General features: G+C 67.8%; 9 protein-coding genes and 3 pseudogenes. 8 read left to right on the forward strand and 4 right to left on the reverse strand.

The window, feature by feature from the left end; translation table 11 throughout:
* Positions 1-173: 173 nt before the first annotated feature.
* Positions 174-911 (reverse strand): GNAT family N-acetyltransferase, encoded by a 738-nt coding sequence (locus ACFPQ9_RS37710; protein ID WP_380863475.1) that lies wholly within the window; start codon positions 909-911, stop codon positions 174-176.
* A gap of 252 nt (positions 912-1,163) precedes the next feature.
* Positions 1,164-1,604, reverse strand: a complete 441-nt coding sequence (locus tag ACFPQ9_RS37715) for a VOC family protein (RefSeq protein ID WP_380863477.1) — start codon at positions 1,602-1,604, stop codon at positions 1,164-1,166.
* 117 nt (positions 1,605-1,721) lie between these two features.
* Between ACFPQ9_RS37715 and ACFPQ9_RS37720 the strand changes: the two genes are divergently transcribed.
* From ACFPQ9_RS37720 to ACFPQ9_RS37750, 7 genes are all read left to right on the forward strand, one after another.
* The gene (locus ACFPQ9_RS37720; RefSeq protein ID WP_380863479.1) at positions 1,722-2,528 is read left to right on the forward strand and encodes a S1 RNA-binding domain-containing protein; all 807 of its coding nucleotides are present in this window, start codon (positions 1,722-1,724) and stop codon (positions 2,526-2,528) included.
* Positions 2,529-2,813: 285 nt separating this feature from the next.
* The gene (locus tag ACFPQ9_RS37725; RefSeq protein ID WP_380863480.1) at positions 2,814-3,200 is read left to right on the forward strand and encodes a hypothetical protein; all 387 of its coding nucleotides are present in this window, start codon (positions 2,814-2,816) and stop codon (positions 3,198-3,200) included.
* Positions 3,201-3,641: 441 nt separating this feature from the next.
* Positions 3,642-5,711, forward strand: coding sequence for a SpoIIE family protein phosphatase (locus ACFPQ9_RS37730; protein WP_380863481.1), 2,070 nt, complete (start codon positions 3,642-3,644; stop codon positions 5,709-5,711).
* Between the two features lie 291 nt (positions 5,712-6,002).
* Positions 6,003-6,527 carry a dihydroxy-acid dehydratase domain-containing protein gene (locus ACFPQ9_RS37735; protein ID WP_380863482.1) on the forward strand — a complete coding sequence of 175 codons (525 nt, stop codon included), beginning with the start codon at positions 6,003-6,005 and terminating at the stop codon, positions 6,525-6,527.
* On the forward strand, positions 6,517-7,734 hold the full coding sequence (locus ACFPQ9_RS37740) for a dihydroxy-acid dehydratase domain-containing protein (protein ID WP_380863483.1): 1,218 nt from the start codon (positions 6,517-6,519) through the stop codon (positions 7,732-7,734). The genes ACFPQ9_RS37735 and ACFPQ9_RS37740 overlap by 11 nt, the downstream gene beginning before the upstream one ends.
* A 10-nt stretch (positions 7,735-7,744) precedes the next feature.
* Entirely contained in the window at positions 7,745-8,755 is a 1,011-nt protein-coding gene (locus ACFPQ9_RS37745; protein WP_380863484.1) for a C-terminal binding protein, read from the forward strand.
* A gap of 159 nt (positions 8,756-8,914) precedes the next feature.
* Entirely contained in the window at positions 8,915-9,604 is a 690-nt protein-coding gene (locus ACFPQ9_RS37750) for a GAF and ANTAR domain-containing protein (protein ID WP_380863485.1), read from the forward strand.
* A gap of 281 nt (positions 9,605-9,885) precedes the next feature.
* Here the strand turns inward: ACFPQ9_RS37750 and ACFPQ9_RS37755 are convergent.
* Both ACFPQ9_RS37755 and ACFPQ9_RS37760 read right to left on the reverse strand, forming a co-directional pair.
* Positions 9,886-10,546 (reverse strand): annotated as a pseudogene (locus ACFPQ9_RS37755) (response regulator).
* Between the two features lie 2 nt (positions 10,547-10,548).
* Positions 10,549-11,022 (reverse strand): annotated as a pseudogene (locus ACFPQ9_RS37760) (sensor histidine kinase); the annotation flags it as partial.
* On the opposite strand from ACFPQ9_RS37760, the pseudogene ACFPQ9_RS37765 reads away from it, so the two are divergent.
* Positions 10,970-12,516, forward strand: a pseudogene (locus ACFPQ9_RS37765) (potassium/proton antiporter). The pseudogenes ACFPQ9_RS37760 and ACFPQ9_RS37765 sit on opposite strands and share 53 nt — an antisense overlap.
* Positions 12,517-12,543 lie beyond the last annotated feature (27 nt).

Here is a 12,543-nt window from a genome sequence, read left to right on the forward strand (position 1 = left end):
AACCGTGCCTTCACCAACCCCGATGACTTGAACACTGCAGTCCGACGCGGCATACGCCAACTCCAGTACCGCCATAACGTCCTCGACGGCTGCCTCACCGGCACTGGACTCATCCCGCTCCACCAGGAGGACACCACGCCTGAAGGCAGCAGTCCGGAGCTACCTGCGGTTACTCAGATGTGCCGCATCCAGATATTGGGCTCTACGTAGGTTCCCTGATCAGCGGAACGGTCGAGCCGTAGCAAGCTCAGCCCTTCAGGGATGACGTAGTCACCCGTTTCGGGGAACACCATGCCGGTCCATCGCTCCCATTCGGCGATCGTGCCGGTCATGGTTTGCGACTCGGGAGCAGCCGCGAGGATACGGGCGCCAAGACGCTGGTGCGTCCGGATCCATGGGTCGAGTGCCAAACCGTCCTCGCGGGCCCACCTCATGAAAGCCTCAATGGACGTCAGTGGGTAGCGGGCCTTCAGCGTCGGGCGGACCGGTGCGATGACACGTGGCCACCCTGCGTCCTCGGCGAGCTGACGTAGTGCTTTGAGCATCTCCCCGGCCAGGCCGCGTCCCTTGAGCGATGGGGTGACGATCGCCCCGCAGATCACCAGGGTGTCGGGGTGGACGCCTTGTTCTCGGCCCTCCACGGCGCAGATGGTGGCCTGGGTGTAACCAGTGGGGAGTGTCTCCGTTCGTCCATCCCAGCGGATCGGTATACCCCAGCCGGTCGCGACAGGCACGCCGCGCTCGTCCACCAGCGTGAGGTTGAGGTCGGCGAACCACTCCCTGATCCTGCCGATGTACTGCTTGGCCAGCCGATCGGCTGTGATGAACTCCGGGAAGCCCTCACCGAAGAGCTCCTGCATCTGCTCATCAGGCCACGTACGTGCGTCTGTTCGCACGACGATCAATGTCACCAGCCCGTTTATAGCGCACGGCCCATAGACCAGGCGAGGAGGTTCTCCCCCGCGACTTTTGTCGAGCCGCGTGACCTCAGACCGTCGGGATCACGAGCCGTCAGTCGTCACGACACCATGCTTTGAAGGTCAGTGGCTGGGGCAGTCACGAGACAATCGATGCCACTTTCGTGGGCTCTGGCTTGTAGTTTGTCGTCATCGCGGGAGGATGGAGCGTGCTGTTTTCGAAGGGTCTGGATCGGCTGCCCCTTCTCAGCTCAGTTGCTCGGCCAGTCCGACGATGATGCCCTCCGGGCCGCGGAGGTAGCAGAGCAGATAGCTGTCCTCGAACCGGGCGATCTCTCCGACGAGTTCGGCGCCGTGAGGGCGGAGGCGCGCAACGGTGTCCTCGAGGTCGTCGACGGCGAACATCACGCGGTGCGTGCCCAGAATGTTGTGCGGCCGGTTGCGCGGCCCGGCGCTGATCGCCGCCGGGCTGCGGTACTTCGCCAACTCGAGCCGGCTGAGACCGTCCGGGGTCCTGACCATCGCGATGTCACATCGGACGCCGTCGAGTCCGGTGCACTGGTCGGCGACGGGGCCCTCGACCTCCGTCCTGCCCTCCAGTTCCATACCTAGCTCCACGAAGAACGCGATGGCGGCATCCATGTCCTCGACGACGATGCCGACGTTGTCCATCCGCTGAATGGCCATGCTGGTTTCTCCCTCGTCCTCGTGCGGCCGGCGGTGGCCGCTGATGTCCCTGGGACGGAGCCGGTGGCACGTTCTCGACATCCGCAGACCGCCGAACGCGGACGTTATGCTCCGCCCATGTCCGAGTCCGTCCCTGATCCTCGTCTGCAGTCTCTGATCGACAAGCTCCGGCCGGGCCCCGTGAGGAAGGTGACGATCGCGGGGTTCGACGGATCAGACGTTCTTGTTCTCCTCGGGGAGTCGGGCGACGAGGGCTGCGAAGTCGGCCGCATTCCCCGCCACGAGGTGTCGATCCGCCGCGCCGACCACCCGTCCGAGGTATTCGAAGTCGGTCAGCAGATCGAAGCCGAGGAGATCGGACGCTGGCGAGGACAGCTCAATCTCTCGGCCCGTGCCTGCGAGAACCCAGAACTACGCGCTTTCCTGCTGGCCATTCAGCCTGGACAGATCGTCTCCGGGGCCGTGTCGGGCGTTCACAACTTCGGAGTCTTCGTCCATCTCGATGGCGAGCCCGACGGGCTCTGCACCGGGTTCATCCGCGTGCCCGACCTGACCTGGTCCTGGATCGATCATCCCTCAGATGTGGTCGAGGTCGGCCAACGGATCACCGGTGAGGTGATCACGTCTGAGACGCGTGATGGCCAGGTCACCATCTCCTTGAAGGCTCTCCTGGAAGACCCCCTAGTACGGTCCGCCGATCAAACGGGTCAGGTCTTCGAGGGGACTGTAACGAAGATCGTCCCGTTCGGCGTGTTCGTGCGGATCGACCCCGGCGTGGTGGGACTCCTGCACGTCTCCGAGATGACGGACTCGCCGGTCGAAAGCCCGAAGCAGTTCTTGACGGAGGGCGACCAGATCACGGTGCGCGTTGCGGAAGTCGACCTTGAGCGACGCCGCGTCAGGCTCTGCGCCCACGGCTCCTGAGTCCGGGCCGCCGGGTTGCAGTAGGGCGAGATCACGGCGGCGGTGGCGGTGGCAGTGACGCTGGTCGCGATCGCGCTGATCGCGCTGACCTTGGCCCGGACCTTGCCCTGCCCTTGCCCTTGATCGCATCCGCCTTTCTGCGCGCCGGACGCATACTCACAGCACCCACCGGGAGAATTTCCCATATCGGGCATATCGACCACAGTCGCGGGCACTCGACGGCGAGGTGCAAGTAAGGGCGGATGCCCACATCCGCACCGCCTCTCGTCGAAGGCAGGTCATCCCATGGCGAAGAAACCAGGCACATCGGAGCCGCCCCACGGTCAGGGCCCGAGCCGTCATCGGGGCACCGGGCAGCACGGCTGGGCCACCGACGTGGACGAGACCCGTCAGCAGGACAACCCGAGCGCCGAGCGCTCGTTCCGCACCGCCGAGTACGGCGGCGGAAAGGGGCCGGGCCGGACGAAATCCAAGGAGGAGACAAAGTCCGTACCGGGCGACACGGCCAAGAGCAGCACCAGGCGGGGCGAGGAGTACGCCGGTGGGGACGAGGAAGGTCGGCGGGACAAGGGACGCCGGGGCCGCTCCCAGCGCCCCAGCGGCACCAAGGACGCCTCCGCGGTGACTGGCGTCGACCCCCAGGACCCACCGTCCCGGCGCCGCCCGGGATAGGCCCCCGAGTCCGGTCGTCGCCGTGAACCCGGCGACGACCGGCAGTGACGGCCAGTGTCGAGACCTGCACTGAGCTGCCCGCTACCGCAGGCAGCTCCGAGTCCCCGAGCCACACCGCCTATCCGTACGAACCGGTTACACGGAATCCAGCCCGCTTCCCTGCTCATGACCGTGCGGAAGCCCAGGTCACCCTCCGTCGACGCAAGCGCTACGAGCAGGGCGTACACCAGCGGCGTCAAGGCCCTGGGCACCGCCCTGGCAACAGAGCGCCACCGTTGGCAAGCGCGTCAGCGATATGCCGAGGCCAGGGGTGCCATTGCCGCGCTCCGATTCCGACCGGCCGTCTGCAGGTGCGGTCCCGACGGCCGGGAGGCACGCTGGGACGCGGGGTCGGGCTGCGCCCCAGGGCGAGTGCAGTACCGGACCTCGGAGGTGGTCTCCGTGGCGCACAGTGATCCCGTCGGACGGGTCGACGAGGCCGCTGCGGCGATGCTGGAGGCGCTGTTCACCCAGTCACCGATCGGGCTCCACCTTTTTGACACGAACCTGCGGGTCTTGCGCGTCAACACCGCCACTCCTTTCATGCGGAATGTATCCCCGCACGAGTTGCGGGGGCGCCGCGTCCGTGACGTCTACCGGCTCGTCGACGAAGACGCGGAAGCTCTCCTGCGAGAAGTGCTCGACACCGGAATCCCCGTTCTGCGACACATGGCACGCGTTCATGTCGAAGAAGGTGAGCCGCAGGAGCGGACCTTCGAGGTCAACGCACTGCGCCTGGAGGATCCGCAGGGGAAGGTGCTCGGGGTGGCGGTCACCGCGGTCGACGTCACCGAACGGGAGCGAGCACACGCCCGCACGAAACTCCTCGAGGCCGTGCGAGGGAACGTAGGACGCACCATGGATCCGGCCGTGACCGGCGAGGAACTCGCCGCGACGCTGGTCCCCGCGTTCGCCGACATCGCGATTGTGGAGGTCGTGGACTCCGTGATCCGCGGCGACGACCCACCACTGGCCCCGCTACCCACGGGCACCCTCGTCATGCGCACCGCTTTCCGCAGTGCCCGCCCACGGCCACCTCAGGCCCACCCGGTGGGAGAGGTCCGCCGCCTTGCCGGCCCGACCCCCTTCACGCAGGCCCTGGCGGATTTGAAGCCCAGAGTGGAACGGCTGCCTACGGCCACTCCCTGGCTCCCCGCCGATCCCGCACTGGCCGAGGCGATCCAGTCGTCGGGAGCCCATTCCCTCCTCGTGGTTCCCCTGACACTGCGCGATGCCGCTCTCGGTATCGTGAGCCTGTATCGAACGGACCACTCGCCGCCGTTCGACGAGAACGACCGCACGCTCGCGGTCGAACTGGCCACGCACACCGCACTGTGCATCGACAACGCGCGGCGCTACACACACGAGCACACGATCGCCGCCACGGTCCAACGCCGACTGCTGCCCCGCCGCCCGGAGGCGCACGCGTGGCTGGAGACCGCATACCTCTCCCTCACCGGCGCCGATCCCGGCGCCTGGTACGACACCACCGCCCTGGCCAGTGCCCGGACAGCCATCGTCATCGGCAAGGTGTCCGGCCGCGGTCTGAACGCGGCCGCGGCCATGGGACAGCTGCGCACCGCCGTACGTTCCTTGTCCGCATTCGAGCTCACACCCGACGAGCTGCTCGCCCGCCTGCACGACACTGCGGACCGGCTTGCCGCCGAACGGGCTCATCTCCCGCTCGGCGATCCGCTGCGCCACGAAGAACTCACAGCCGACTGCGCCTACGCGGTCCACGATCCCCTGACCGGCCTGTGCACCATGGCGACGGCCGGCCACCTGGCCCCCCTCATCGTGCGCCCGGACGGAACTCTCTCCGCCACCGCACCGGCCGGGCCGAGACTGGGGAGTTCGGACGGCGCACCCTTCGCAGCCGTCGAGATCGACGCACCGGCCGGCAGCGTCCTGGTTTTCGCCAGCGATCCGCTCCTCACGTCCTATCTGGCCGAATCCCCCGGTCCGCTGGCTGCGCCGGCCGCCTACGCCGACCGTCCGCTGCAGGACCTCTGCGACGCCCTCGTCTACGCGTTCCCGGCGGGCATGGGCGTACATGATGCCGCGGTGATCGTCGCGCGTGCCCGGCCCTTCCCGTCCGACCGGTTCGCCGCTTGGCCGCTCGACCCGGACCCGGCGGCCGTTGCCGACGCTCGGCGCCGCACCCGAAGACAACTCGCCGCATGGAACGTCGACGACGAGACCGCGTACGACACCCAGCTCATCGTCAGTGAACTCGTGACCAATGCCATCCGATACGGAAACCCACCACTCGAACTCCGCCTCATCCACGACCGCACCCTGACCTGCGAGATGCGGGACGCCGGCTCGGCCGTCCCGCACCTGCGCCACGCCGCCACGGTCGACGAGGGCGGGCGCGGTCTGTTCATCACCGCGCAGCTGGCACAGGCGTGGGGCACTCGCTTCACGGCTCCGGCGAAGACCATCTGGGCCGAGCAGACGCTCTTCGACTGACCACTCGTCATGACGCCGATCAGGCGAATCTCCGCATGGGCGCCGTCGAGTGCCGACATCAGCCCACTACGCTGCGACGAGACGCTCCCCAGCGGTACCGTGCCACTGGCGGCTGGGGTGTGACGGGCAGCGGCTCGAAGACGGTTCACGAGGTCTGACTCCGCCCCAGGTCGGCCGCCATGCAGGTATTGCCAGCTTTCACGGCGTTGCCCTCACACCACATCCCGTGGATTCGCGACGCCTGGAGCCCGCGGGAGTTCGGTGACCACGTGGCACGAAGGGAGCTGGGCGGTGCCTGAGGATCCGCTGCGCAGTCAGCGCCTCCGCTTTGTGAACCACCAGGGCGACGCGCTGCGCCTGGGAATGAACTGGACCGAGGAAGACCTGGGCAAGCCTCAGGTGCTGGTCGAGAGCGCGTATGGCATGGGACATCCCGGCAGGTTCCACTTTCGGCCGCTGATCGAGGAGGTCAGCAACGGCGTCTTCGAAGCCGGCGGCAAACCCGGTGTCTTCACGGTCAGCGACATCTGCGACGGCGTCATCCAAGCCACCGAGGGCATGAGCTATTCGCTCATCTCACGCGACATCATGGCGGCGATGGTGGAAATCCATGCGCTGGGCCACCCCCACGACGCCATGGTCCTTATTTCCGGCAACGACAAGTCGGTCCCCGCGCATCTGGTGGCCATTGCTCGCTGTGGCCTGCCCGCCATTCACCTGCCCGGCGGTACTCAGCTCAATGCGCCCGATTACGTGACGTCGAATCGGATGTGGCCGATGGGTACTGCTGTCGAGCGGGGGGGAGATGCCGCGTGAGGACCTTGAGTCCGCGCAGCGCGGGGCCTGCCCGACGTGCGGGGCCTGCCAGTTCATGGGCAGTGCCAGTACCGGCCAGGTGCTGATGGAAGCACTGGGGCTTGCCCTGCCCGGCTCGGCGCTGGCCCCCGCCCCGCTCACGAAGCTGCTGCGCTATGCCCGGGCGACCGGCAAGCAGATCCTGAGGTTGATCGCTGACGGCATCACCCCCGATCGCATCCTGACGCGCGAGGCGTTCGAGAACGCCATCATCGTGCACGCCGCGATCGGCGGGTCGACCAACGCGCTGCTCCATCTTCCGGCTGCCGCCAGGGAACTGGAGATGGAGGTCACGATCGATGATTTCGACCGCATTCATCGTCAGGTACCGGTGCTGGCCAACGTGAAGACCACCGGACGGTACCCCGTGGAATACCTCTGGTATGCGGGTGGCGTCCCGGCCGTGATGCTGGAACTGCGCGACATGCTTCACCTGGACTGTCTGACCGTCACCGGCAGGACGCTGGGCGAAAACCTGGAGGAACTCGAGAACAGCCGGTACTTCGACGAACGGTACGGATACCTGAAGAACGTCAATGTCGCCAAAGAGGAGATCATCCGACCGCGGCAGGACCCGTTCGCCGCCGACGGCGGGGTCGCCGTGCTGCGAGGCAATTTGGCGCCTGAAGGCGCGATGGTCAAGGCGTTCTCCGTCCCCGAGGAAATGCATGTCCACGTCGGTCCGGCACGGGTCTTCGATTTCGAGCCACCCGCGATCGCCGCCCTCACCAGACGCGAAGTGGCTCCCGGTGAGGTGGTGGTGATCCGCTACGAAGGCCCGCGCGCCAACGGCATGCCGGAGATGTATTTCGCCTCGACGATCATCTCGAACGACCGCACGCTCAACGCCACCACCGCCCTGGTCACCGACGGACGCTACTCAGGTGCCATGGAAGGCCCTTGCATCGGGCATGTGGCACCGGAGGCGATCGAAGGCGGCCCGATCGCCCTCATCGAGGAGGGCGATCTGATCGAAATCAACATCCCCGAGCGCCGGCTGGCCATTGTGGGCGTGAAAGGAGGACGCCTCCCCGAATATCAGGTGGAGGCAGAGCTGGCCGAACGCCGCCGTCACTGGACTCCACAGCCCCCGCGCCACGACAAGGGAATCCTGGCACTGTACGCGAGGGTGGCCCGTGGCTCTTCGGATGGTGCGTCCATCACCTAGGGAGAGACACATGCGGCAGAACCGGAAACGCACGGTGGTCATCACGGACTACGACTTCGACGACATCGAGATCGAGCGGGCGATCACCGAAGGCGCGGGCTTCGAGCTGATCGGGGCGCAATGCAAGTCGGAGGACGATGTCATCGCCGTCGCCCGGGGCGCCGACGCGGTCATCGCGCAGTACGCGCACGTGGGTGCCAGAGCGATCGACGCGTTCGAACACTGCCGGGTCATCGCCCGCTACGGCACAGGGGTCGACATCGTGGACGTGGACGCGGCCAGCCGCCGCGACATCCTGGTGACGAACGTCCCCAACGATCGGTGCGAGAACGAGGTCGCCGACCACGCCATAGCCTTGACGCTGGCCATGGCGCGAAAACCACGCGACTACGACAACGCCACCCGGGCCGGGGTCTGGCACTGGCAGTCCGGTGCGCCGATGCATCGCCTGCGGGATAGCACGCTGGGTCTGCTGTCCTTCGGCGCGATCGCCCGGGCGATCGCGGTCCGGGCCGCCGGATTCGGTATGAGCATCCTTGCGCATGACCCGTATATGCAGGACGCGGACATCGTGGCTCAGGGTGCTACGCCGGTGTCGTTCGACGCACTCATCGAGCAGGCGGACTACGTGGTGATCCAGGCGCCTCTCACGCCACAGACAGAAGACCTGATCGGAGAGGCCGAGTTGCGGAGGATGAAGCCGGGCGCCGTGCTCATCACTACCGCGCGCGGCCCCATCGTCAATGACGCGGCCCTCTACCGGGCGCTGAGCGAAGGGTGGATTGCCGGCGCCGGGCTGGACGACATCGCCGAGGAACCGGCCAAACAGCGCGATTGGAAACCCGTAAATGCCCTGTTCGGCCTGGACAATGTGATCATTACGCCCCATGCGGCGTATTACTCCGAGGAGGCAATGCGCACAGTGCGCGACTTCGCCGCCGGGGAAGTCGTACGCGTGCTGACCGGTAAACCTGCGCGGTCGCCGGTGAACACCGTCGCGTCGGCACGCGGATCGGATTGATCCGGGCGGGAGCCAGGGCGGCGGTGCTCGCCCCTCTCCTGGCTCGGCCTCGCCGGCGCAGGGCTCACCAACCGCGTGTGGCCGCCGACGTCACCGCGCGGCTTGCGTGGAGAGCGGGGTACAAGACCTGCCCAGGCAGGATGAGTAGCGGAGGACGAAGTGGACTGGGGACAGTTCGCGCAGCAGATGGCCTCGATGGCGCGGGATCTTCTGGCGCAGGATTCGGTGGCGGCCACGCTGGAGCGGATCACCGCTTCCGCCACCGAGTTGGTGGAAGGCTGCGACGCGGCCGGCATCCTCGTGCTGCACGACAGCAAGGTGGAAACGCTTGCTCCCACCCACCAGCTGGTCATCGACAGTGACCAGCTGCAACAGCGCCTCGGCGAAGGTCCATGTTTCGATGCAGCCCATACCGCGGAAGGTGAACGCGTCTTCCGCATCGCCGACCTCACCGGCTTGCAGCAGCGCTGGCCCGCCTACGCCCCGCAGGCCCACGCCCTCGGCGTGGGCAGCATGATGGGCTTCCTGCTCTTCACCGACGACGAAGACCTCGGCGCTCTCAACCTCTACTCCCGCGAGCCCGGCGCCTTCACCGAAGCCAGCGAGCTGGCCGGCTGGCTGCTGGCCTCCCACGCGGCGGTCGCCTTCTCCAGCGCCCGCACCCACGCCCAGATGGAACGGGCCGTCGCCACCCGGCACCTCATCGGCGAAGCCATGGGCATCCTCATGGGCAGCCGTCACCTCACTGAGGAGCAGGCCTTCGACGTGCTGCGCCGCTACTCTCAGGAGAACAACATCAAGCTCCGCGAGGTCGCCCGCCTGGTCTGCGAACAAGGCAGCCTCTCGTAGCCCCCGTCGGGCGGCTCCCCCAGCACGTTGGCTGAACCAGAGAAGCCTGAGCCGAGCCAGTCCCCAGGGGAACGCTCCTGCACCCGGCTTGCCCTCCAAGTGCCCCACCCCGCCGCCCTCACACCTGCACGGTCGGACCAATCGCCCGCACTGGTCCTCTGGGAGGCGTGTCAGGGCGTCGGGGCCCCCATCCGTACCCCGCGAGGCCCCGCGGCCCCTGCCGACGGGACCACTGCCCGACTCACCGCACAAGAGCCCGGAAACATGCCGCCGGTGGGTGGTCAGGGTTCGATGAGGCCGACGCGGATGGCGTAGCGGGTGAGTTCCAGGCGGTCCTTGAGGCCGAGTTTCTGGAGCAGGTTGGCGCGGTGGCGTTCGACGGTCTTGGGGCTGATGACGAGGAGTTCGCCGATCTCCTGGGAGGTGTGGGCCTTCGGCGACGAGTTTGAGGATCTCTTCCTCGCGGTCGGTGATGGCCCGTGCGGGTGGCGCGTGTCCGTCCTGGGGGCGGTCGAGGTAGTTGCGGATGAGGGCGTTGACGGCACCGGGGTAGATGAAGGGTTCGTCGCGCATGGTGGCACGACAGGCTTCGACGAGGTCACGGTCGGCGACGGACTTCAGGACGTAGCCGGAGGCGCCGGCGGCCAGGGCCTCGAAGAAGTACTGCTCGTTGTCGTACATCGTCAGGATGAGGATGTGCAGTTCCGGCTGGGTGCGGAAGAGTTCGCGGGCGGCCTGGAGGCCGGTCATGCGGGGCATGGAGATGTCGAGGACGGCGAGGTCGGGCGCGTGTGCGCGGGCGGCTTGGACGGCTTCGGCGCCGTCTCCCGCTTCGGCGACCACGGCGAGGTCGGGTTCGCTGTCGAGGATGAGGCGGACTCCGCGGCGGACCAGGTGGTGGTCGTCGGCCAGCAGGATGCGGGTGGGGGACACCTCGGGCATGGTCAGTGGCTCCGGTGGCGGGTAGGGACGGTCAGGCGGACCTGGGTGCCGCCGTCGGGTGCGGGACCGAGGGTGAGATGGGCGCCGATGAGCAGGGCGCGTTCACGCATGCCACGGATGCCGGCTCCCTCGGTGGAGCCGTCGATGCCGCGGCCGTTGTCGCGTACGCGTAGCTCCACGGCGTCCGGGGTGTGTTCCAGGGTGAGGTCGACGCGGGTCGCGTCGGCGTGGCGGGCGGTGTTGGTCAGGCTTTCCTGCGCGACGCGATAGAGGACGAGCTCGGTGTTGGTCCCCAGGGGTGGCAGGTCGGACGCGACGTGCCGGCGTACGGACAGGGAGGGGCTGGTGAACTCGCTGGAGAGAGATTTGAGGGCGCTGGTCAGGCCGAGTTCTTCGAGGACACCGGGGCGCAGACGGCGGGCAATGCGGCGGATCTCGTCGAGGCTGGCCCGGGTGGTCTCCTGCACTTCGTGCAGATTGATCGGCGGCACGGTGCTGCTGGCCAGCATCGCCGCCGCGCGCACCGCCCACCGCATCGGCCTGCCCAGCCTGTTGCTGTTCCTCGCGGTCGGCGTCCTCGCCGGCGAGGACGAGCTCGGTCTTGAATTCGACGACGCCCAGCTCGCCCAGGCGCTGGGCACCGCCGCGCTGGGGGTCATCCTCGTCGAGGGCGGCCTGACCACTCAGTGGAGCGACATCCGGCGCTTGTTGGCCCCCGCAAGTGTGCTCGCCACCGCGGGTGTGGCCGTCTCGGTCGTGGTGACCGCTGCCGGCGCGCACTGGCTGCAGGGCATGGACTGGCACTTGGCACTGCTGCTCGGCGCCATCGTCTCCTCCACCGACGCCGCCGCTGTCTTCGCCGTCCTGCGCGCACTGCCGCTGCCCCAAAACTGACCGGTCTGGTGGAGGCAGAATCCGGCTTCAACGACGCACCCACCATCATCCTCGTCCTCGCCTTCTCCACCACCCACCTGCCCGGCTCCGCACCGCTCTTGGGCAACCTGCTCTACCAACTCGCCGTCGGTGGGACGCTGGGGGTGCTGATCGGCCGACTGGGCGTCGCCGCCCTACGCCACATCGCGCTGCCCGCCACCGGCCTGTACCCACTGGCCACAGTCGGCTTCGGCATCATTGCCTTCGCCGCCGCAGGAGCCGTCAACGCCAGCGGCATCATCGCCGCCTACCTCGCCGGCCTCGTCCTGGGCAATGCGAAACTGCCCCACCGCGCAGCGACCCGCTCCTTCGCCGAAAACACCGGCTGGCTCGCCCAGATCGGCCTGTTCGTCATGCTCGGCCTGCTCGTCGACCCCAGCGAACTGCCCTCCGCGATTCTCCCGGCCCTCATCGTGGGCCTGGTCCTGCTGCTGGCTGCCCGACCGGTGTCGGTCCTGGCATGCCTACTGCCCTTCCGTATCCCCTGGCGCGAGCAGGCGTTCATCTCCTGGGCCGGGCTGCGCGGCGCGGTACCGATCGTGCTGGCCACCTTTCCCATCGTCGCGGGGGTCACCGGCGCCCGCGACGTACTCAACGTCGTGTTCGTCCTCGTGGTCCTCTTCACCCTCATCCAGGGCCCCACACTGCCCACCGTCGCCCGCCGCCTGGGCCTGACTCGCCCAGGCGCGCTGCGTGAGATCCAGGTCGAGACCGCGCCCCTTGAAGTACTGGATGCCGACCTGCTCACCGTCGCCATCCCACCCGGCTCCCGGCTGCATGGCGTCGCCGTCTTCGAGTTGCGCCTGCCGCCGCCGACCGTCATCACCCTGATCGTCCGCGACGACGCCACCCTCGTCCCCCACCGCGACACCGTGCTGCGCGTTGGCGACGAACTTCTGCTGGTCACCACGCCCCACACCCGCGAAGCCGCGGAGCGGCGGCTGCGCGCGGTCGGCCGCCGCGGCAAACTCGCCCGCTGGCTCGGCGAACGCGGCGCCCCCGGGCCTGAACGAACTACCGCAGCACAGACCGAATGACATCGGCCTCCACGGGACCGTGCCCCG

This window comes from Streptomyces coerulescens, assembly GCF_042657965.1.
GTDB classification, from domain to species: domain Bacteria; phylum Actinomycetota; class Actinomycetes; order Streptomycetales; family Streptomycetaceae; genus Streptomyces; species Streptomyces coerulescens.

What these genes read in the sequence shown, in the direction of transcription:
- ACFPQ9_RS37715 (WP_380863477.1), bottom strand. Translation starts at nt 1,604, where the DNA reads ATGGCCATTCAGCGGATGGACAACGTCGGCATCGTCGTCGAGGACATG.
- ACFPQ9_RS37720 (WP_380863479.1), top strand. Translation starts at nt 1,722, where the DNA reads ATGTCCGAGTCCGTCCCTGATCCTCGTCTGCAGTCTCTGATCGACAAG.
- ACFPQ9_RS37725 (WP_380863480.1), top strand. Translation starts at nt 2,814, where the DNA reads ATGGCGAAGAAACCAGGCACATCGGAGCCGCCCCACGGTCAGGGCCCG.
- ACFPQ9_RS37740 (WP_380863483.1), top strand. Translation starts at nt 6,517, where the DNA reads ATGCCGCGTGAGGACCTTGAGTCCGCGCAGCGCGGGGCCTGCCCGACG.
- ACFPQ9_RS37745 (WP_380863484.1), top strand. Translation starts at nt 7,745, where the DNA reads ATGCGGCAGAACCGGAAACGCACGGTGGTCATCACGGACTACGACTTC.